The organism is Peribacillus sp. Aquil_B1 (assembly GCF_022603275.1).
GTDB lineage: Bacteria > Bacillota > Bacilli > Bacillales > DSM-1321 > Peribacillus.
Window position 1 is genome coordinate 1,110,630 of record NZ_JAKXEE010000001.1, and the last position, 20,912, is coordinate 1,131,541.

The following is a 20,912-nucleotide window of genomic DNA, read 5'->3' on the forward strand; positions in this document are numbered from 1 at the left end:
TTCGTTGAATAAATGAATGTAGGAAGGGGTTATTCAAGTCATGTCGAAATTAAAAAGCTACTTATCATTAATTATATGGAATGTGTTTGTAAATACTTTAGGGAAATCTATATTGGTACCTCAAAAACTACGATACACGCTATATAAAATGGCCGGAATGAGAACTTCTTCGTCAAACATACGATCTGGTTGCACATTTCGCGGAAAAGGCCTTGTAATTGAAAAGGGTGTTTTTCTTAACCATAATGTATTTATCGATAGTTGGGAAAAGGTTTTGATTAAGGAGAATGCAGCAATTGCCTTTGATGTTTTAATCTGCACATCAGGCCATAAGATTGGAGAATCATTCAAAAGAGCTGGGGTTTCCGACAGGAAACCAATAGTGATTGGGAAAGGGTGTTGGGTAGGAGCACGGGCAACTATTCTCCCTGGAGTCATTTTAGGGGATGGGTGTGTCATTGCTGCAGGCTCAGTGGTAACTAAAGACTGCAAACCAAACACTCTCTACGCAGGTGTCCCAGCAAAAGAGATAAGATTATTAGAAGATGAATTACACCAAATTCATGTTTTGTAAACAGTAGGAACAAACTGTGCGGTTTCTTTCTTTATTTATTTATATTTATTTTTCCTAATTTCATATTAGGATATAATAGAAATAAATGAATAAAAGGTGTGATTTTTCTGACGGAAGCACTAAAAAAGCATCATAGAAAGTTACCTCGTTTGATAATTATCCAACGAATCATTCTTATTACAATTGGTGCTTTGCTAATGGCCACTGGACTGGAAATATTTTTAATTCCCAATCATGTAATTGATGGAGGCATTACAGGTATTTCTATTATGCTTTCTCACGTTACAGGTATAAAACTGGGAATCTTTCTTTTCCTTTTGAACCTACCATTTGTATATCTAGGATATAAACAGTTTGGAAAAACTTTTGCTATATCTACTATATATGGGATTATAATGCTTTCCATTTTCGCAACGTATTTCCATCCAATTCCACCCTTCACAGAGGATATCCTACTTGCTACAATTTTTGGCGGCATTTTCTTAGGTGTAGGTGTAGGAATGGTAATTCGTAACGGTGGTGCGCTGGATGGTACAGAAATACTTTCGATTGTTATAAGTAAAAAAGTGCCTTTTTCTGTTGGCGAAATTGTTATGTTCATCAATCTATTTATACTTGGTTCTGCCGGATTCGTTTACACATGGGATAGAGCTATGTATTCAATCTTAGCTTATGTAATAGCTGCTAAAGCCATTGACATTGTTATTACTGGAATGGAAGAAACAAAGTCAGTGTGGATAATTAGCGATGAAGCAAGAGAGATAGGTGATGCAATCAATAGCCGATTAGGGCGGGGTGTAACATATTTACATGGTGAAGGTGCTTTTACTGGAGAAGACAAGAAGGTTATTTTCTGTGTAATTACAAGACTTGAAGAATCTAAGTTAACAACAATTGTTGAAGAGATCGACCCTTCATCTTTCTTAGCAATGGCAACTATCGCGGAAGTACGTGGAGGAAGGTTCAAAAAGAGAGATATTCATTAATTTATAAAATAATTACTTATAAAAGCCAACATTTTGATGCTGGCTTTTTTTATGCCACTCTGGAACAAACTGCGCAATATACAAAGTAAGGAAGAGATGTAGCAGGTACTTCCTCATTGCTGAATGAATTATTAAAGCTATCTTTTATCTAATTGGTCAAGCTCATACTACTTAAAAACTGTTAAAATTGAAAAGCAGGATTGTTAGTGAACTTTTAACTAATTTAATCTTTTCTTAATTTTCACGAAAAGTAAAAGACTTGGTAAGTATATTATAAAGAAGCCCACCGAATATGGATTAATAACTTTACCTAATATATATATAATATCGACATCGAGAAAAAATATATTGACTAATAGTATAATTATGGACATAACACGTAACGGGTACTTTTGTTGGACATTAAATAATCGTCTAAAACCCCTACTGGCAGCCCATAAAGGAATGACCATATTGGGTATGATAACGATTGCCCACCAAGAAACGAGTATGTATTCGAACCGTTGAATGAAGGGCAATTCAATAATACTAGACATTGTTAGAGTTGGCCAAATGGTAAGTTCTAACTGATTTTTCGAATAATAAACTACCGCTACAAAATATAATAATAACAACAATAATGTTGTCATTAAGGTTCCACCATGAGCATACTTTTGTGATTTTTTGGCATCTTGAATGAAAGGGTAATATATCAAGATCATTTCAAAACCAAGCATTGATAATGACATACTTTTTGTTCCTTTCAATATTTCTGATAATGTATGATTAAAAATTGGAAGTGCATTCGAAAAATCAGCGTATCTAAAATCATAAAAAGGTACAAACACTAACCAGTATGAAACTAATAGAGTTAAAAAGGTAATACCTGTTATTGTTTGGAAACCACCCGTAATTATATAGTAAATCAAAAATAGAAAAACCAATGAAAAAGCCCAAGAAGGAACCCCTACAAACATCCAATTATGTATGACGTTTATATAACCGGTTATGATAGTCATACCAAGGATGAAATAATAAAAAATGAATAACAAACTGATGAAATTCCCAATCCATTTACCTAAAGTATGATTATTCGCGGTAATAAGATCTCCAGGAACAATATGGAAAATTTTATATATTATCCAAATTAATACATGAACTATTAGTCCGGCTAGGATAATGGAGATCCAGCCATCCGTTCCTGTGGCCTTAGCTAAATCCCTTTGGAAATTTAATACACCTAATCCAATTTGCATGGAATGCATTAAAAAAAACACATAGAATGGTGGAACCATATACTTTTTATCTACAATAGCTTGGTTCATATAAGACCCTCATTTGTATCGCTCATAATTCTCATGTTAATAATCTGGCTAAAAGATGTGAAATCTATTCAAAAGATTTCAATGATAAGTATAAAGGGAACAAACTTTGCGCTATTCCGTATGTATACGTTGGAGTGTTTACAGGTTGATGCGCCCATTACATTGGGGTTATTTCCTCCACTATTACGAAAAAACATCAATATTACATCCCTTCATTAAGATTTCATTACACTTGTAGTTTATGAAAAAGGGTAGGTTTGTACCAATGAAAATGCCTTTTAAGACAAGAATAGGCATAGAACACTTATTACAATTCAAGTCGTCCCAAAAGGGGCGGCTTTTTATTATGGATACATCCTAGATATACAGAGAGATAAAGAGAGATAAAGAGAATTATATGTTAAAGGGGGTCATGGACATTGGAGGAGATAGACGTGCCACAACGGCTAGAGGACCATGAACAGCGAATATCGAAGTTGGAAACCAATTATGGTGAGGTTATCGATAAGATCAATAGCATGGAAAAGGGTCAATTAGAAATTCAAAACGTAGTTCTTAAATCTTCTGGTGATCAGAAAGACTTGCTAAATAAATTAATTGAGCACAGCCTTGGGATTACCGTTAAGCAAGAAGAGACTAAAGGAGAAGTTTCTAAATTAAAGATTAGTTCACGCAAGGAAATAGTTTTAGGTTTACTTGGTGGTGGGGGTTTTGTTGGTATCCTCACTGCCATAATTGCATTTTGGGAAGAAATTACAAAATCCTTCGGAGGTTGATTATATGGAAAGCGAAGTCATGCAACAAGTATTAATTTTTACAACTATTTTAGCACCAATCGTAGCAGCGATGGTTCAGGTGGTTAAACAGACGGTTACTTTGCCGAACAACATACTGCCAATCCTAAGCTTGGTGGTCGGACTGGGAGTAGGTTCAGTTGCCTTCCCATTCACAGAGATGGACATTGTATTAAGGTTATGGGCCGGGGCTTTCGCTGGTCTAGGTGGAACTGGTCTTTATGAGTTAGTTGCCAAAAGAGAAGGAACTTCAAAATAAGCTGCCCATCGGGGTGGCTTTTTATTTTAGATTATAAGGAGACGATGGAAAAATGAACTTTACTAACCTTCCACAATTAGTCGATATGAGAGGTAAATTAAAAACAAAAGGTACTTATTCAAAACGCACCCAATCAATTACTCATCGTGTATGGCATCACTCATTAACCAAAAAGGATTTGGCCGGTTCTGATGCTGCAAGCTTTGCTGCATATCATGTAGGTACTCTGGGGTGGCCTGGATGCGGTTATGCTTTCATTATCGAACCAAAGAATATAATTAATACTCCAAACGGAAAAAGGGCAAGGATTGTATATGCAAATGATATTAATCGACGGACCTATCATGTGGGCAACAGCAATCAATTCTCACTTGGAATCTGTGTTGCTGGTGATTATCGTTATGACAAGATGGACGAAGCTACAATTGCAAGTATTGCAGAGCTTCACGCTGCACTCGTTAAAGATGTGATAGGGAAATATGATAAAGCCCATAATGAAATGCCAGGATATAGTTGGAAGGCTTGTTGCGAGTATAACTACAGAGATGCTTTTGATTGGAAAGGATCTAAAACTCCAGCTAAACCAACACCGGCTCCTGATGTTTATACCATCCAAGAAGGAGACACATTATGGAGCATTGCACATAAAGACGGAGCAGGGGGCGTTCAAGTTGAAGATTTAATTAAAGCAAATCCTGGTATCGATCCAAATAAATTAAAAATAGGTCAGAAAATCAATTTTGGAAATGCAAAAGAGGTTATTGTTCAACCTGATCCTAAAGAAGAAACCGAAACTGCAGACAGTGGAGATGAAGTGGTTAGGTCCATTCAAAAAACGTTAAATAGCCGTTATAAAGCTGGTCTTGTAGTGGATGGATTTAAAGGACCTAAAACCAAATCGGCGCTTATTAAAGCTCTACAAACGGAACTTAATAAGCAATTCAACAAAAATCTAGTTGTGGATGGGAAATGGGGAACTAAGACTAAGGATGCCATCGTCACTGTCAAAGAAGGGGCAAAAGGCAATCTTACTTGGATTCTGCAGGCTGCGCTTTACACCGAAGGATTTAATCCTGGATTACTTGATTCTGTCTTTGGAAAAGGCACTCAAACGGCCTTGTTAAAGTTCCAGAAGGCACTTAAAATCTCTGCAGATAAGCAGGCAGGAAAAGCTACTTTCACTGAATTGTTTGCAGAATAATAAATAGCCCTTACTCGCTTTGAGTAGGGGCATTTTTTATTTACAGCTGTGTTTCAAGTACATTCACTTAACTAGTGCATATAATTATTTTATAAACTATGAAGGGTTGAGAAAAATGTACTATGTTCCTTATATCCATCCCAATCAATATCAAAATCCTTATTATGTTAATGTGCCTATATATAACTATGTAAGAAATCCTGATTATGGGTGTGTTAATAATGCGAACCACTTGGGTTTTTTACAATCATCAAACGGAAGAAATAATATTGAGGTTAAAGATTATGGAACAAAACCATTTGTAGTGGATATCAATGAAGCTACAAAACAAAATACTACCTACCGTACCGCATTATGGACAGGAAAACATTTGCAAGTTACATTGATGAGTCTTAATGTTGGTGAAGATATTGGTTTAGAAATTCACCCTAACGTTGACCAATTCTTACGTGTTGAACAAGGTCAAGGGGTTGTTCAAATGGGTAATAACCAGGATAATTTAAACTTTGTAAAAAACATCTATGATGATTATGCAATAATGATACCTGCTGGCACATGGCATAATGTAACCAATACAGGTAATACTCCTCTAAAACTCTATTCGATATATGCTCCTCCTAACCATCCATTTGGTACTGTTCATGTTACCAAGGCAGACGCAATGGCTACGGAAGAAGGGCAGCGGTTGTGGCAATAGATCAAGTCTTTAAAAAATACCCTACTCCAATCGAGAGGGGGTCATTTTATTTTTTGCGACGAATAATTAGAATTTAAATGGAGATAATTATTATGGTACTATCCCCAATAGTACACCACCATTGAAAAAGGCCTTTCACTTAGTGAGAGGGCTTTTTTATTTGTATTAGAGGTAAATAGTTGTAGTATTATCGATAATTTTGTCGAAAGTAGTAGACAAAAGGAGTGGGTAAAATTAGTTCCATAAGAGGGAATGCAGAATATTTTATAATTTGAATAGTTTTGATGTAATCTTTACTCATATAGTAAAAGAATATGGAGACATTCAACAGAGAATCAAACATAGATGCTTTATAACTATTTTGGATCATTTTTAATTGTCTCTTTAATTTATGGGGTTTATAGATTATTGCCTTATAGCATACCCCTAAAAAAAGCAATGTATCTCAAGTTCGAGAAATTCATTGCTTTTTTCCATTTGCACTACCGCTGTGTGATTTGTCTGTTTTCACATCCATGAGTTGTCTTTATTGTTGAGGAAGGTTTAGGGCTGTATTTGCTGTATTTATATCAACTTGTATTTGTTCACTTAAATCATGTGGATGATAGTAACCTTTTGATATCATATAGTTACTTATCTCTCCGTGTCTTTCTACAGCGACACGAAGCTGTTCTCTATATGCTGCTTTCAATTCAGGTGTTTTTGTTTCTGTAATGGCAAATGCAAGATTTCTAATTCCTGATTTTGCGGATATTAAGAAGTCCGTTGCAATCACCTGATCAGTCATGCCACCCATACCCGCCATATTTTGCAAAAAATTTGTCATTAATGTTTCCCTCGATTCGTCAGAATTTCCTGCAGTTGTTGAATATCTTGTGTCCCAGTGCTCATGTCTTTTAATAGAATATTTTGTAGTTCTGTATCCTGCACTAAACTGCTCATTGTAGAGGACTTTGTTAGACAAAGACTCTTGAAAGTTAAAATTTCGTGCGCCTCTAAAGTTTCATGCAGTCCTAAATTTTTCGTCATATTTTTCACTCCATTTCATTGAGAATTCATTTACATATCTTTCGTAATACAAAAGTTTTTATACATGATCATTTGCAAAGGTAACGTGTACTTTGCGAAATAAACTACAAATCGGTTAATACTCCGTATAACAAACAGATGAACTGGGAAAGGTATTTTTGTTATATAGATTAGGGAGGTGAACCTATGGAAAATGAAAACTTGGCCTTTCATGAAACCATGGAAACGCATGAAATTTTAAATTTAAAAACAATAGGTTTAATGCGATCAAAATTAATGCAAGGAATTTGCTTTGATAATGACTTAAAAGCATTAATGGAAAAAGACGTACAACAATCTATAGCTGCTATAAACGAGCTAAAGGGTTTTTATACTGGTGCCCGAACAAACTATGAAAAATGAGGTGAAATTTAAATGGAGATGGATTTTTTAGATCCTCAAGGCGCTGAACATATGCCGGAAATGGCTGATTCCTCTTTCGCGCTAGATTTTCTACTCTCTATCAAAAGTGGGATTCATACTTATGGTATTGCATTATCTGAAACAGCGAATCCCGCATTAAGAAAAGCATTGTACCAGCAAATGGAGCAATCTATTGATTTACATGGTGAGTTATCCGATTTAATGATCAGTAAGGGCTGGCTTTATCCGAACGATGTAGGTAAACAGGTCGAATTAGATTTGAAATCAGCCGATATGGCGGTTAGTATCGCTGGGATGAATCTTTTCCCGAATGATACTGACAGACTCGGCATGTTCGCAACGCCGAATAAATAAAGGAGGAAAAGCATATGAAAGCCGTAACTTACCAGGGCAATAAAAATGTACAGGTTAAAGAAGTTAAAGACCCAACCATCAAAAATTCGGATGATATTATTGTAAAAATCACTACTTCAGCGATTTGCGGCTCGGATTTGCACTTAATTCATCAATTAATTCCCAATATGCCTACAGATTATGTGATTGGTCATGAGCCAATGGGGGTTGTTGAGGAAGTTGGACCAGGTGTAACTAAGTTAAAGAAGGGAGACCGAGTCATTATCCCCTTTAACGTGAGCTGCGGGAGCTGCTGGTATTGCGACCACGACCTTACAAGTCAGTGCGATAATTCAAATCCTCATGGGGAAATGGGTGGCTTTTTTGGATACTCGGAAACAACTGGTGGGTATGCTGGCGGGCAAGCTGAATATATGCGTGTTCCTTATGGAAACTTTACCCCTTTCAAAATCCCAGAAGACTGCGAGGTTGAAGATGAAAAATTGGTGTTGCTCGCTGATGCAGCATCCACAGCATTCTGGAGTGTAGATCACGCAGGTGTTAAATCTGGCGATACAGTTATCGTTTTAGGCTGTGGTCCTGTAGGTCTACTGACTCAAAAATTCGCTTGGTTAAAAGGGGCGAAAAGAGTGATTGCTGTCGACCATCTCGATTATCGTTTAGAGCATGCAAAAAGGACGAATAAAGTCGAAACCGTAAATTTTGCACAATATGAAAACACTGGGGAATACCTTAAAGAAATCACTAAAGGTGGTGCAGATATCGTTATTGACTGTTCCGGGATGAGTGGCAAAATGACTCCGATGGAATATCTAGCATCGGGTCTTAAATTACATGGGGGAGCCATGGGAGGGATTGTCATTGCGTCCCAAGCCGTGCGTAAGGCAGGAACCATTCAAATAACAGGCGTTTATGGCGGCCGTTATAATGGATTCCCCCTAGGAGATATTTTCCAAAGAAACGTGGATATTAAAACCGGGCAGGCTCCAGTTATTCCTTATATGCCCTACCTTTATAAACTAATATCAGAAGGAAAGGTAGATCCTGGCGATGTTGTAACCCATGTACTTCCAATTGACCAAGCAAAGCATGGGTATGAAGTATTTGATACAAGGACAGATGGATGTATTAAAGTGGTCCTTAAGCCATAAAGTTGGTTGTTTTTGTTTTCATTTGGAAAAATAGATTTTACAACTTCAATGAGTGTTGAAATTTTGGAAAACCTATCTAATTATTAAGAAATTAGGATTTCACTAATTTTTCAATGTTTTTGGGTTGATAAAAGAAGCAGATTGTGAAGGTTTGTACTTAAACTAACCGGTGCTTTAGTTTTATAAAGAATAAAGGAAGACCACATTAAGTGGTCTCTTTTTTTGTTTAAAAATTAACATTTCTCTAGTCCGAACTTATTTTGGGAAGGAATTTAATTCTGTCTTATGCAAGAACATTTGTTCGTGTATAATAGATGAAAAGGAGGGATCTTTTTGATGAGTAGAATTCGTGATAGAGGTCTCGTTAAATGGCAAGCAGCATTGATAATGCCAGTACATAAAGCTTTAAATAAAAAACTTGGTGATGAGGTTGATTATTTCTTAAATAAAAAGCCAGTCGAGTTCAATTGTTTGTTCATCTCCAACACCTAAAAATGAACCATCTTCCTCTTCTTTCATCGAGTGGCCTATAATCATTCTTATTTTCTTAATCTTTGTAGGATCTGATTTGATTATAACCCCGACTTCTCCTTTTTTATTAACTTTACCCAGATATTCCCCACCATCATTTTCTTCATCATCTAAAATGAAATCCTTTTCATCGTTAAAGATGTCAATCTGTTCCTGCTTACCATCTATAACCCAAGCTACCTCTTGGATACCTGTGAAAATATACGTTTCATCAACAGTGTTTTCAACTTTGTATTTGATGTCCATGTAGTTGAAATTATCTGTGTTCGATAGATCCTCACCGGTTGTGGTTGAAATATCTAATATTTCATCTTCAGTTAAGTTGCTTCTATTCTTTAGTGAAATGGATTCGATATTCACCTTAAATGGTTTTATTTCAACTGTTTTATTGATTGGCGTTTCACTAATAACCTTATCCGTCGAAACCTCTTCTGTAGGCTCAGATGTAGTCTCGGTGTTTTGTTCTGGTTCTTTTTGTGTTGTTTCTTCATTATCACATGCAGCCAACACCAAAGCGGATAGACCAACCATTAATAATCTTTTCAATTATCTTCCTCCTTCAGTTTGTACAAGTCTTCTACCTTTACGTTTAAAAGTCGGCATAGTTTCAATAAGTGTGGTACAGATGGATAAGTTTTTCCTGTACACCAGTTTGATAAAGTATTTTGAGATATGCCGAATATATCACATATCTCTTTTCGACTATATTTCGATTGCCTAATCCAATCTCCTATTAATACAACGATCATGTACATCACCCATTATATACATTCGACACCAAGGATATTATTGCCTTTACAAATTAATTTGTAAAAATCCAAAAATATTTGTAAAGGACACGCATTCAATAGGCTTAAGACCATATATTACAGTATACAAAGTAGGGGAGAGTGGAGTATGAAACGTCTTTTTATCAGATGGTTTTTCGCCTATTGTGGCATCTGTGGAAAGGAAACGCAGCACGAGGGATTATTTAGATGTACAGAATGTAATAAATAAAGGGAGTGGGATAAATGGATCCGTTTACTTTTGGAATGGTCTTTACTGGTGTAACTGGTTTTTCGTTGGTGGCTTTAGCCTTTTTGGAAAAGGGTGGAGTTAAGATTAATGAGGATGTAATCATGATCGTGATGGAAATTGCCAAGTACGGCAGCATCCTGTATTTATTGAAAAAACTATCGGTTCTATTCTTGTAAGTACACTGGATTATATACTCCAGTATGTTGATTGTGGATTATAGTGTGGAATGTTAATTATATATTGTTGTCTGGCCTGTCCTGATTTGTGTTTTGATTTTGCGACAGATATGTTTCACATATCTCTTTTCTGTCTGTTCCATCCAGAAAAGATTGGATTTCAAAAAAAAAAGGAGTGAAGAGGATGGATTCTAAAATTCATCGTAGTAAAAAGAAAGCATTTAAACCTTTACAGGAGTTTCTTGACGATTGGAGTAATAACAAAGAGGAAGTTGATGAAACATTAGGCCAATACATGTACATGTGTCACGATGAAGAAAAAACGTATTACAAGCACTTCGGAACCCGAGAATACTTTAACATTTTTAATGATGGGTCCACAGAAGGCGAAATCGAGGATTGGAGGAATTGGAATGATTGAATGGTTAGCAATACCTGCCTTAGCTTTCGGAGTTGCATTCATCCCAAAAGGTAAAATGTCAGATGAAAAGAAAATCCAACAAATATTTGAAAACAGAAAAGTTGGAATTAATAAAGGTGAAAATTTCCTACATCCTAAATTAATCCGAAAATACAACCACACCACCTACACCACTTATATTTACTCCTTGCCATTAGGCGTACCTTCAGAAGCTTTTGAATCCTTTATCCCTGTATTAAAAGATGGACTTTATAAAGATGTGGAAATCGACTTTGACGAAGTGTTAAAAATCAATGTATTTGAACAAGGACTTCCGAAAAGCTGGAATTACGATGATACCTTATTACGGCCTGATACATGGGAAATACCAGTCGGGAAAAATCACAAAGGGACTTTATATCACGATTTTGAAAAGTACCCTCACATGCTTGTTGGTGGAGTAACGCGATTTGGGAAAACAGTATTAATTAAAGAAGCTTTTTACACGTTGCTTATGAATCAGATGCAAAATGTCGAGTTTTACTTTTTGGATTTGAAGGGCGGTTTAGAGTTTGGAAAATATCTGGGTTTGCCACAAGTGAAAGCAGTAGCCAGTGATGTATTTGAAGCAGCAGAAGTATTATCCGATATTGTGGATGACTTAAAGAAGCGTGAAAAGATGTTTCGGGCGAAGGGATATACAAATATAGTTGATACACCTATAAAGAAGCGAACCTTTGTAATAGTGGATGAAGGTGCCGAATTGTCACCTAATATCATTGCTGGGAATGGTAAGAAGTACGCAAAGTTCTGTCAGGCTGCCTTATCTGAAATATCCCGAATAGGTGGAGGGTTAGGGTTACGTCTTATATATTGCACCCAATACCCGACTAAAGAGGCGGTTCCGATGCAGGTAAAAATGAACATTGTAGCACGGATCTCATTCATAGCTGCAGCACAAATTGCCAGCATGGTCATTTTAGATGAAAAGGGAGCAGAGGATTTACCGAGCATACCTGGTCGGGCCATTTATAAAATTGAGAAGAAAAGAGTCATTCAAGTCCCATATATTGACGATAAATATATGTTTGAAAAAATGGAGGAAAGAGAAAATGAAATCATTCACCCAGCAACGAATAGAAAGTCTGTTAATGACAATCGACCGGCTGAGTATGACGAAAATACGCCACCTGCAACAAATTCATGAGTTGAAGAGTTACAGCAATGCTTGCCGTGTGATTAAACAACTATCTCCTTATATCCATGAAACAATGTTTAATAAAGAAAAGGTAATTTACCTCAATAAAGAAGGTCGTGAATTGATTGGATCTAAAAAAGAAGTGAAAAAGAACATGTTAATCGAGCACACTCTTTTATGTAACGAGGCTTATCTATACTTTAATTGTCCTTTGGATTGGAAAACTGAGTATGTAATTGAAACAAAAGAAACGGTCCATTCATCATTTGGAATACAATTCAACGGATTATCCTTATCAAATAAGAAAAAAGTTGTTTGTGATGCCTCGTTTAGCCGTAACGGATACCTCCATTTAATTGAAGTTGATAACATAAGGGGAATGGCAGATAACAAAAGCAAAATTGAATCTTATGTCGATGTTTTTCCAGATGTGAAGGATAGACTTGGATTGATACCAGCTCTTTACGTATTCACTTCAACGGAAGATAGAAAACGTAAATTTGAGGGGTGGATGAAGCAGTATAATTTTAGAGGGGAAGTAAAAACATTCAATGAAATAAAATAGTGGTCAATCATTTAAGATTGACCAAATGACCACACAATTGCTCACACACTAGTATGAACTAGCGTTAATTGGTTTTTATAAATAGAAGGGGAGTAATAAGTTAAACCGTTGATATATCAGTATTTTGGAGTGTATCGTTGACCGGGTGAAACTATCGTTATTTCATTATATAGTCCGGACGTGATCATGGTTGGGGAAGTCAGGGATGCAGAAACTGCCAAAATCGCAGTGCGTGCCGCATTAACCGGTCATTTGATTCTAACAACCATGCATACAAGGGATGCTAAGGGCGCCATCTCCAGGTTATTGGAATTTGGTGTCAGCTTGCTTGAGGTTGAACAGAGTTTGATTGGCGTGACAGCACAGCGGCTGGTTGAATTGCGATGTCTTCCATGTAAAGGGGACTGTACTTTTGCTTGCAAAATGACTGCCAGGAATAAAAGGGCCAGTGTATACGAATTGCTCTATGGAAAAAGCCTGGCTGAGGTTCTCGGGATAATGGGAGATGAAAAAGGAATGGCAACGGTCAGCTACCGCCAATTGAAGGATGAAATCGGAAAAGCTGTTGCGATGGGCTATGTGGATTCAGAGGAATATGAACGGCTGGTATACCATGAAACCAAAAAGTAAATGGAGGGTAAAAGAGCAGGCAGTCTTTATTTCGAAGCTAGGTGAATTATTGAAGCATGGTTATCCCTTGGCGGAGGCTTTACATTTTCTTGAATTTCAGGAATCAAAGAAGAAAGCGGAAGACTTCACTCAGGCTAAAGCCGATTTAAGGAACGGATTCCCGCTGCACCTGGTGCTGACCCATCTGAATTTTCATCCGCAGCTTGTAAGTTATATATTTTATGGAGAACAATACGGCGACCTGGAACGGGCGTTGAAAGAAGGAGGGCGATATTGGAAGAAAAGATCCGAGGATATGGATAAAGTAAAAAAGTTAATGGTGTATCCTGTATTCTTAATCTTTTTTGTAGGTATCGTTTTTTATATTCTTCAGAGTGTTCTCCTTCCTAAATTCCAGACAATCTATTTCACGATGGATGTCGATCAGCATACACTCTTGAGATTAATGTCAGCTTCCACATTCATTCTTCCAGCACTCCCCTTCCTTTTTCTAGGATTGCTCCTATTCCTGTATGTACTCAAACGATTTTGGTTTAACGGATTGTGCCCATTAAGGCAGCGGAGGATTTTAATGGGGATTCCGATATTCGGGACCTTCATCAAATTATACGAAACCTATTTTTTTACAAGCCAATTAAGTGGCTTACTCTCCGGAGGGCTATCTATTAACGATAGCATTAAATTATTCTCGATAAATCAACAGCAGCCTTTTTACCAAAAACTATGCAATATTATTAAGGATGATCTAATCGAGGGCAGATCACTTGAATTGATTTTTCGGGAGCTTCCATATTTTGATGGTAATTTGCCGGTGGTCGCTGCCAATGGTCAAAAATACGGCAGACTTGATGCGGAGCTACTTCATTACAGTCGTTTTATACTGGAGAAAATTGAAGAGAGAATGAATGCAATCTTAAAAATCATTCAGCCTCTCATGTTTTCACTGATAGGTCTGTTGATCGTGTCCATTTATTTGGCGGTTTTGCTGCCGATGTTCTCTCTGCTCGAAAGTATATAGGATTTTATTATTGTATTCCAGAGGTGAAAATGCTCGAGGGTCATCCGGTATTCGGATGGTTTCAGGAGCATGATGGATATGTTGAAGAAAGTGATGAATGAACGTGGTTTTACACTAATTGAAATGCTTATTGTTTTACTGGTAATTTCCATCCTTTTGATTATAACAATCCCCAATATCACAAAGAACCAATCTACGATTCAGTCCAAAGGATGTGAAGCATTCGTGAAGATGGCCCAAGCACAGGTACAGGCTTATGAGATTGATAATGCTAAACTGCCCGCAAGTATCGGTGAATTGGAAAGTCAAGGCTATCTCAAACAGACATCCTGTCCTAATGGGGATGATATTAGTTTGGATAGTAAAGGAAAGATAACGGTCGTTGAGTAGGAGAGAAGTGAATATACGGCATTCCAATGGGGGGTATACACTATCTGAAACCCTAATTGTCCTCGTCATTTTTGTACTCCTGATTTCCATCGGTCCTAATCTATATCCTAGCTTTACTAAAGGCATGGAAAATAGGCTATTTCTTTCTCAATTCCATGAAGATCTCTTCTATGCACAGCAGTATGCCATCAGTCATGAGAGCTTGATTTACCTCCATATTAATAATGCCAAAAAGGTTTATACCGTTTCGTCTTATAAGGAAGGAATCATTCTAGAGAGGAGCATACCAAAGGATATTCAGTTTTTAAGTGGCACTTTGGGGTTCAGCTTCCATTTTAATCAGTATGGAAATGCTTCAAAAGCCGGAACGATTATGATTGACACGTCAAAGGGAATGTACAAATTGGTCCTCAATATCGGTAAAGGGAGGTTCAGGATTGAGAAATTGTAAAGGTTACGTATATCTTGAGCTGATGGCCGCATTTTCCATTTGTATTTTCCTGGTCCTTGCCATTTTTCCGATTCTTGAAGAGTTAATGACGCATCGGAAAGATATTGCCGTAAGGACAGAAGCCCACCATTTATTATATGAAAGATTGACGGCGTTCATGGACGGGGAGATACAAGCAATCGGTCAGGAAATCAGTTACAAAAAAAGATCCTATGAATTGGTTTGGAAGGACCATGGGGATTTCCCGGGGATGATTGAAGGGTGTGTACGTTATGAAGATGAATCGGGTAATATTGAATCCATTTGTGATGCTGCGAAAAAATGATGGCTTTACGATGATCGAAATGCTTTTTTCTTTAATGATATTAATGACGACGTCCCTTTTTGTACTACAGCTTTTTTCAATCCTTCACACCCAGATGGGGTCCGTTGATAAATTGCATCCTAAAGAGTGGGAGGTCTTTACCATGCAAATGAAGCAGGAGGTCCGGAGTTCCAAAGCTCAGGATGTAATGGGAAATAAATTATATTTGCTGCTTTCAGGTGAACAATTATCATCGTTTGAACAATATGAAGATAAGGTCCGAAGACGAGTGAATGGCATGGGGCATGAGGTCATCTTACAGAACATTTCGAAATTCCGGGTTGAGAAGGATGGCAGTGTCATTGTTATAAATATTACGGATAAAGCAGGGACTACTTTCAGTCGAAGATTTCATCCTTTCTTCAGGAATGTCACGAAAGTCGATGAATAATCAAAAAGGAGTCGTTTTCCCAATGGTCATGATTGTAGCGAGTGTTTTCATCATGTTCACGATACTAATGATCGATCAGTTTATCATTGATAAAAAGTTTTATAAAGAAGTGGAAGAATCGCTTGTGGCCGACCATCTCGTCCATTTAGCGATCAAGGATGTGACGGCAGAGTGGGGCGAAGAGATCCCGCAAATCATCCAGGGGGAAATTTCATACCCTAATGGTGTGGTGCAGTATTCTTTAATGAAAGAAGAAGGTCCTTACGTTTATATCGAGTTTTCTTCCACGACTAAAAATGACCGCGAGGGAAGAGTCATCATTCAATACGATAAAGAAGCGGGAAAAGTGAAAGAATGGTTGGAAAAGCAGGCTGTGTAATGCGCAAAATCAACATTCTTATAAAGTGGAAAGCGACAGGTACACGTGTTCAGCGAACAAGCGAAGGAATAAAAGAAGCGTAAACGGGGCATACTTTGCATAGGGTGATGATTTTATATGTCTACAAACGCTTATATTAAATATCTGACTCAGCAGCTTGTCGAGTATTTTAATCTGACGAAAAAAGAACGAAAAGAAAAGCGCCGTCACAGAAAAGAGGATAAAAATCATGGTATGTCCCATTGGTTTGGCATTGTCCCTTTTGCTTTGTCGATGTTCGTAAGGAAAAATATCAAAAAATAAAACAGATGTCCTTACTTAGGGCATCTGTTTTATTATTGTTCTTTACTTATCCCAATGCCCTATCTGAAAGGTAAAATAACCCTCCGTTGATGATGGATATTCGGATGTTGGGTTCATATTGAGCTTTTAAGGCATCTTTTTCGGTAAAATAGCTCTCACTTTTTTCGTCCATATCCTTGTAAAAATGCTCCAATAAATTCAAGTCATTCTGCCAGCGAAGCATTGCTTCCTCTGCCCAGGAATGGTCATCATCCTCGAAACTGGTCCTGATGTAAGTATCCAGTCTTGCCAATCCGCTCTTGGGCATGATGAGCGGTGAAAGCGTAAAGGAGTAATCAGGTATTTTTGGGGTGACCTTTATCGGTAAAACCCGATGGTGAAACCTTTCCATGATCTCACCTGAGATTAAATTCAGTCCGATCGACATGAAGGTATCCTTTTTACGGTCGCATTGATAGGATATTTTCACATTCAGGGTCAGCCAAGGATACAAAGGATTATTTCCCCCTTTTGTTGGAGGGGTATCCTCAAAAAGTCTAGTATACCCTGCCAGCTTTTTGGTAGATTGAATAATCTGGTGAAGGCGAGGGGAGCCAAAATGAATCATTTCTCCCTTTAAATCGGATGGAGCTTGTTCTGGATCGGTAATGAAAGTCATCTGTGCCGGGTTCGGAACGCCACCTGTTTTTTCTAGATAATGCCAATAAAAGGGTCTGTTCATTAATTCTTTATCCATATCAATCGTCAATTGGACTGTAAGGTGGGTTGGTGCATTATCCAGTATTTCACAATCATTGGCTTTGAAGTATGTTAATAAAAAATCATGAATTTCCTGTTGCTGCATGAACCTCACCTTCCTTCATTGATTGAGCGAATTGGATTAACGATGAAAAATTATCCATCTTGATTTTCATTTCGCCCTCAGTTTTGGATTCGCCGACCACATCAATCAAATATTCTTCAATGTTGTTAATATCCAGTTTGGTTAGAATATCATCCAATTCGCCGATTACTTTCTCGAATAAATTTATTTTTTCATATAGTAATTTCAGAATATGTTCTTCTACTGTATTTTTCGTGGCAAAGTTATAAATCATCACATCTTCTTCCTGACCAAGGCGGTGTATCCGTCCAATTCTCTGTTCGAGCCTCATCGGGTTCCATGGCAGGTCAAAATTAATCAAATGATGGCAAAACTGAAGGTTTATCCCTTCCCCGCCAGCTTCTGTTGCAATTAATACCTGTATATTCTTTTGGAATAATTCTCGCATCCAGTCTTTCTTTCCGCGCTTAAAGCCGCCTCGGAAAGGAACTGAAGAAATTCCATTCTGCTGTAGGTACCATTGTAGATAAAGCTGCGTCGCCCGGTATTCGGTAAAGATAATGACTTTATCATCAATTTTCTTGATCAGTTCCAAAGCTTTTTCAGCCTTGGAGTTCTGAACCGTTTCATTCACTTTAGAAAATAAATCATCAAGTTTTGCCAAGAAGTCAGGGGAAGGCTGATCATATTTAGCTTTCATATTCTTTAATGTATAAAAGACCGCCTCTCTGCTGCTGCATGCTTCCCTTTGAAGAGTGAGGGCCGAAAAGGCGCTTCCTTTTGTTCCATCCGAAATTGGCTTGAATTTGGAAACAGCATCATACAATGCTTGTTCCGTTGGAGAAAATTCAATGGTGATGGTTTCCACATGCCGTTTTGTCCATTCAATGCCAGTATCGGCCCGCCGGTTCCGAATCATGACAGTGTTGACCAGTTCCTTTAGGTGTTCATCTTCAATGATGTTCCGGCCTTTCCCTTTATACTTTTCCGAAAAGAGTGAGGCATTTCCCAAGTGGCCCGGTTTCAATAACGAAACGAGGTGGAAAATCTCCTCGACTTTATTTTGAATCGGAGTGGCTGTCAGGAGTAAACAAAATTTCTTTTTCAGATTTTGGACGAATTCATAGTTCTTCGTCTTATTATTTTTAAGTTTATGAGCTTCATCAATAATGATGAAGTCATATTCTTGAGTAAAGATGATATCTCGATGTGGAGCGCGTTTCGCTGTATCAATGGATGAAATGACCACATCACAGGAGTCCCAGACATAACTTTTTCTCTGAACGACTGCCGGAATATGAAACTTGGTATTCAATTCAAATGCCCATTGTGTAACAAGGGAAGCCGGAACAAGGATCAATACTTTTTTTACAAGGCCCCTAATCATATACTCTTTTAGGATCAAGCCTGCTTCAATTGTTTTTCCCAGCCCTACCTCATCAGCCAAAATGGCTTTTCCATTCATCTTTTCCACTACTTGCTTGGCCGCTTCCAATTGATGGGGAAGCGGGGTTAACTGCGGAAGGTGCTTGGGCGCCTGTAAACCTTCAAAATCAGGGATGATAAGGTTTTCCTCCATTTGAACCGCCAGCTTATAAAGTTCCCAATTTCCCCATGGACCGTCATTTTCCATCTTTTGCAGAAACTCATCATTCCATTCAGAGTTGAAGGATATATTGATTTTCATAGAAATAACTCCCTCTCAAATCATAATTTCCTTAATATAAGGTCAAAACCCGAACATTCCATATGTGAAGTAAGAAAAATATTTCTCTTCAAAAGATATTGCAGAGATAAGTTTCTTAGGGTAGGATATAAGTATATTTAGAAAATTCCAATTTCCAAACGCTACAAAGAATGTTTGTACATCGATTTTGCAGTTCGCGTTTTCTTAGTATGGGCTATAGGCTCCTAATTTATCCAAGATTACTGAAGGAGATCAGTCAAACGGTTTCTGAAGTTTCAGGAGAATTGGCAGGGAATGCATTCCATTTATGCTCAAAGGTTTTACCGTTGCTTGGGGCTTATTCGCTTCCTTTCAATGGTAGACCATTTATATGCGGGTGAAGGTAAGGGGAGAGACTACGGATGTAGCGCCGAAGGAGCAAACTTAGCAGTGAATCTCTCAGGCAAAAGAACTCTTATTGGACGCAACTCTGGAGAGCGCCGCCCGTTATGGGACGGCCACCAAAGGGGAAAACCTATTACATAGGTAAACTTTCAGGTTTCAGGACAGAGAAAAAGCTCAAACGGGCTTTCTCTGTCCTTTTTTGTGCTTTTTTCACATCATGAATCAGGATGTATCTGATGCGTAATGACAAGAAGCTTTTGATAATGAAGCCAATTAATTTTTAAAAAAATCTGAAGGGGGTCATTTTTTGACCAATTTAAAAAGAACGCCACTATTTGAGGTTTATCGTGAATACGGAGGCAAGACGATTGATTTTGGCGGCTGGGAACTACCTGTCCAATTTTCGGGTATAAAGGATGAACATGAAGCCGTACGAACAAAAGCGGGGTTATTTGATGTTTCCCATATGGGGGAAGTCGATGTTAAGGGACCTGGGAGCCTTTCCTTTTTACAGAAGATGCTGACCAATGATATATCAAAGCTGCAACAGGGCGGTGCCCAATATACCGCCATGTGTTATGAAAACGGAGGCACGGTCGATGATCTTATCGTGTATAAAAGGGCCGAGGACGACTATCTGCTCGTGGTCAATGCAGCGAATACAGAAAAAGATTTCAATTGGCTGCAAGCTAATTTAACGGAAGATGTCCAAATAACGAATGTATCGAGTGACTATACACAGCTGGCACTTCAAGGACCTTCTGCAGAAAAGATCTTACAAAAACTATCGGGAAATACTGACTTAAGTGAAATTGGATTTTTCAAGTTCAAGGAAAATGTCCTGATCAACGGTATGTCCACGCTGGTATCCCGTACTGGATACACTGGTGAGGATGGCTTTGAGATATATAGTGACAGTGAAAATGGTCCTGCCCTTTGGAAGGCGATTATGGATGCCGGAAAGGAAGAGGGGGTTCAGCCGATTGGTTTAGGTGCTCGTGATACCCTGCGTTTTGAAGCGAAACTGCCGCTGTATGGACAGGAGCTTTCAGCGGACATCACCCCGATAGAAGCCGGGATTGGTTTTGCAGTAAAAGTGGATAAGGAAGTGGATTTTTTCGGGAAAGCCGTTCTTGCTGAGCAAAAGGAGAAAGGAGCTCCCCGCAAGCTTGTGGGAATTGAAATGATTGACCGTGGCATTCCTCGTCATGGGTACAAGGTCTACAGCGGTGATAAAGTCATTGGCGAGGTCACGACCGGTACCCAATCACCAACGTTGAAGAAAAACGTGGGATTGGTACTTATCGATAAGGAATTTTCGGTGCTGGAAGCGGAAGTCGAAGTGGAAATCCGTTCCAAACGTTTGAAAGCCGTTATCATACAAACACCTTTTTATAAAAAACCACGTAAATAGAGAGGAATGGTCATTA

The 20,912-nt window shown here is 38.0% G+C and carries 28 protein-coding genes and 2 riboswitches; of the genes, 22 read left to right on the forward strand and 6 right to left on the reverse strand.

The genetic code is table 11. The features are described from left to right. The first annotated feature begins 40 nt into the window (after positions 1-40). Both MPH60_RS05625 and MPH60_RS05630 read left to right on the forward strand, forming a co-directional pair. Positions 41-574 carry an acyltransferase gene (locus MPH60_RS05625; RefSeq protein WP_241589730.1) on the forward strand — a complete coding sequence of 178 codons (534 nt, stop codon included), beginning with the start codon at positions 41-43 and terminating at the stop codon, positions 572-574. A gap of 107 nt (positions 575-681) precedes the next feature. Beyond that, the gene (locus MPH60_RS05630; RefSeq protein ID WP_405390715.1) at positions 682-1,560 is read left to right on the forward strand and encodes a YitT family protein; all 879 of its coding nucleotides are present in this window, start codon (positions 682-684) and stop codon (positions 1,558-1,560) included. Positions 1,561-1,778: 218 nt separating this feature from the next. Here MPH60_RS05630 and MPH60_RS05635 read toward each other — a convergent pair whose 3' ends face one another. Further along, positions 1,779-2,864, reverse strand: a complete 1,086-nt coding sequence (locus MPH60_RS05635) for a GerAB/ArcD/ProY family transporter (RefSeq protein ID WP_241589729.1) — start codon at positions 2,862-2,864, stop codon at positions 1,779-1,781. Between the two features lie 419 nt (positions 2,865-3,283). Here MPH60_RS05635 and MPH60_RS05640 point away from each other — a divergent pair, with 419 nt between their 5' ends. The 4 genes from MPH60_RS05640 to MPH60_RS05655 all read left to right on the forward strand — a co-directional run bounded on the left by MPH60_RS05640 (position 3,284) and on the right by MPH60_RS05655 (position 5,815). Beyond that, positions 3,284-3,640, forward strand: a complete 357-nt coding sequence (locus tag MPH60_RS05640) for a hypothetical protein (RefSeq protein WP_241589728.1) — start codon at positions 3,284-3,286, stop codon at positions 3,638-3,640. A 4-nt stretch (positions 3,641-3,644) separates the two neighbouring features. Continuing rightward, the gene (locus MPH60_RS05645) at positions 3,645-3,917 is read left to right on the forward strand and encodes a holin (protein WP_405389433.1); all 273 of its coding nucleotides are present in this window, start codon (positions 3,645-3,647) and stop codon (positions 3,915-3,917) included. A 52-nt stretch (positions 3,918-3,969) separates the two neighbouring features. After that, positions 3,970-5,118: a peptidoglycan-binding protein gene (locus MPH60_RS05650; RefSeq protein WP_241589727.1), complete on the forward strand. Its 1,149-nt coding sequence runs from the start codon at positions 3,970-3,972 to the stop codon at positions 5,116-5,118. Between the two features lie 115 nt (positions 5,119-5,233). Continuing rightward, positions 5,234-5,815: a cupin domain-containing protein gene (locus MPH60_RS05655; RefSeq protein ID WP_241589726.1), complete on the forward strand. Its 582-nt coding sequence runs from the start codon at positions 5,234-5,236 to the stop codon at positions 5,813-5,815. Between the two features lie 526 nt (positions 5,816-6,341). Here the strand turns inward: MPH60_RS05655 and MPH60_RS05660 are convergent. Further along, positions 6,342-6,641, reverse strand: a complete 300-nt coding sequence (locus tag MPH60_RS05660) for a spore coat protein (protein ID WP_241589725.1) — start codon at positions 6,639-6,641, stop codon at positions 6,342-6,344. 389 nt (positions 6,642-7,030) lie between these two features. Between MPH60_RS05660 and MPH60_RS05670 the strand changes: the two genes are divergently transcribed. Genes MPH60_RS05670 through MPH60_RS05680 form a run of 3 tightly spaced genes read left to right on the forward strand, consistent with a single transcriptional unit; the run spans position 7,031 to position 8,772 of the window. After that, positions 7,031-7,246 (forward strand): spore coat protein, encoded by a 216-nt coding sequence (locus tag MPH60_RS05670; protein ID WP_241589723.1) that lies wholly within the window; start codon positions 7,031-7,033, stop codon positions 7,244-7,246. A 12-nt stretch (positions 7,247-7,258) separates the two neighbouring features. Beyond that, the gene (locus MPH60_RS05675) at positions 7,259-7,621 is read left to right on the forward strand and encodes a spore coat protein (RefSeq protein ID WP_241589722.1); all 363 of its coding nucleotides are present in this window, start codon (positions 7,259-7,261) and stop codon (positions 7,619-7,621) included. 14 nt (positions 7,622-7,635) lie between these two features. Continuing rightward, complete coding sequence (locus MPH60_RS05680) at positions 7,636-8,772, forward strand: zinc-dependent alcohol dehydrogenase (protein WP_241589721.1); 1,137 nt, start codon at positions 7,636-7,638, stop codon at positions 8,770-8,772. Between the two features lie 441 nt (positions 8,773-9,213). On the opposite strand, the gene MPH60_RS05685 is transcribed toward MPH60_RS05680, so the two are convergent. Together MPH60_RS05685 and MPH60_RS05690 are read right to left on the reverse strand one after the other, a co-directional pair. Beyond that, a complete protein-coding gene (locus tag MPH60_RS05685; protein WP_241589720.1) occupies positions 9,214-9,849 on the reverse strand; it encodes a hypothetical protein in 636 nt (211 codons plus the stop codon). Further along, a complete protein-coding gene (locus MPH60_RS05690) occupies positions 9,846-10,058 on the reverse strand; it encodes a helix-turn-helix transcriptional regulator (RefSeq protein ID WP_336275662.1) in 213 nt (70 codons plus the stop codon). Before MPH60_RS05690 ends, MPH60_RS05685 begins: the two co-directional genes overlap by 4 nt. A 258-nt stretch (positions 10,059-10,316) precedes the next feature. Here MPH60_RS05690 and MPH60_RS05695 point away from each other — a divergent pair, with 258 nt between their 5' ends. The 12 genes from MPH60_RS05695 to MPH60_RS05750 all read left to right on the forward strand — a co-directional run bounded on the left by MPH60_RS05695 (position 10,317) and on the right by MPH60_RS05750 (position 16,588). Beyond that, positions 10,317-10,499, forward strand: a complete 183-nt coding sequence (locus tag MPH60_RS05695; protein WP_241589718.1) for a hypothetical protein — start codon at positions 10,317-10,319, stop codon at positions 10,497-10,499. Positions 10,500-10,683: 184 nt separating this feature from the next. Further along, positions 10,684-10,920, forward strand: coding sequence for a hypothetical protein (locus MPH60_RS05700; RefSeq protein WP_241589717.1), 237 nt, complete (start codon positions 10,684-10,686; stop codon positions 10,918-10,920). A 55-nt stretch (positions 10,921-10,975) separates the two neighbouring features. Next, entirely contained in the window at positions 10,976-12,106 is a 1,131-nt protein-coding gene (locus MPH60_RS05705) for an FtsK/SpoIIIE domain-containing protein (RefSeq protein WP_241589716.1), read from the forward strand. Next, positions 12,012-12,662 (forward strand): hypothetical protein, encoded by a 651-nt coding sequence (locus MPH60_RS05710; RefSeq protein WP_241589715.1) that lies wholly within the window; start codon positions 12,012-12,014, stop codon positions 12,660-12,662. The genes MPH60_RS05705 and MPH60_RS05710 overlap by 95 nt, the downstream gene beginning before the upstream one ends. A gap of 180 nt (positions 12,663-12,842) precedes the next feature. Next, entirely contained in the window at positions 12,843-13,292 is a 450-nt protein-coding gene (locus MPH60_RS27700) for an ATPase, T2SS/T4P/T4SS family (RefSeq protein WP_336275382.1), read from the forward strand. Then, a complete protein-coding gene (comGB, locus tag MPH60_RS05720) occupies positions 13,276-14,310 on the forward strand; it encodes a competence type IV pilus assembly protein ComGB (protein WP_241589714.1) in 1,035 nt (344 codons plus the stop codon). The genes MPH60_RS27700 and comGB overlap by 17 nt, the downstream gene beginning before the upstream one ends. A gap of 78 nt (positions 14,311-14,388) precedes the next feature. Continuing rightward, entirely contained in the window at positions 14,389-14,700 is a 312-nt protein-coding gene (gene comGC, locus MPH60_RS05725) for a competence type IV pilus major pilin ComGC (protein ID WP_272492797.1), read from the forward strand. A gap of 7 nt (positions 14,701-14,707) precedes the next feature. Further along, complete coding sequence (gene comGD / locus MPH60_RS05730) at positions 14,708-15,151, forward strand: competence type IV pilus minor pilin ComGD (RefSeq protein ID WP_241589713.1); 444 nt, start codon at positions 14,708-14,710, stop codon at positions 15,149-15,151. Then, on the forward strand, positions 15,138-15,476 hold the full coding sequence (locus MPH60_RS05735) for a hypothetical protein (protein ID WP_241589712.1): 339 nt from the start codon (positions 15,138-15,140) through the stop codon (positions 15,474-15,476). Before comGD ends, MPH60_RS05735 begins: the two co-directional genes overlap by 14 nt. Beyond that, complete coding sequence (gene comGF, locus MPH60_RS05740; RefSeq protein ID WP_241589711.1) at positions 15,424-15,906, forward strand: competence type IV pilus minor pilin ComGF; 483 nt, start codon at positions 15,424-15,426, stop codon at positions 15,904-15,906. The genes MPH60_RS05735 and comGF overlap by 53 nt, the downstream gene beginning before the upstream one ends. Further along, entirely contained in the window at positions 15,899-16,285 is a 387-nt protein-coding gene (gene comGG / locus MPH60_RS05745) for a competence type IV pilus minor pilin ComGG (protein ID WP_241589710.1), read from the forward strand. The genes comGF and comGG overlap by 8 nt, the downstream gene beginning before the upstream one ends. A gap of 117 nt (positions 16,286-16,402) precedes the next feature. Beyond that, a complete protein-coding gene (locus tag MPH60_RS05750; protein ID WP_063233067.1) occupies positions 16,403-16,588 on the forward strand; it encodes a YqzE family protein in 186 nt (61 codons plus the stop codon). Positions 16,589-16,634: 46 nt separating this feature from the next. Here the strand turns inward: MPH60_RS05750 and MPH60_RS05755 are convergent, their stop codons facing one another. Next, positions 16,635-17,432, reverse strand: coding sequence for a YqhG family protein (locus MPH60_RS05755; RefSeq protein ID WP_241589709.1), 798 nt, complete (start codon positions 17,430-17,432; stop codon positions 16,635-16,637). Next, positions 17,410-19,098, reverse strand: coding sequence for a DEAD/DEAH box helicase (locus MPH60_RS05760; protein ID WP_241589708.1), 1,689 nt, complete (start codon positions 19,096-19,098; stop codon positions 17,410-17,412). The genes MPH60_RS05755 and MPH60_RS05760 overlap by 23 nt, the downstream gene beginning before the upstream one ends. Before the next feature lie 376 nt (positions 19,099-19,474). Continuing rightward, positions 19,475-19,562, forward strand: a riboswitch (glycine riboswitch). 3 nt (positions 19,563-19,565) lie between these two features. Further along, positions 19,566-19,649: riboswitch (glycine riboswitch) on the forward strand. Positions 19,650-19,789: 140 nt separating this feature from the next. Between MPH60_RS05760 and gcvT the strand changes: the two genes are divergently transcribed. Further along, positions 19,790-20,896, forward strand: coding sequence for a glycine cleavage system aminomethyltransferase GcvT (gcvT, locus tag MPH60_RS05765; protein WP_241589707.1), 1,107 nt, complete (start codon positions 19,790-19,792; stop codon positions 20,894-20,896). Positions 20,897-20,912: the final 16 nt, after the last annotated feature.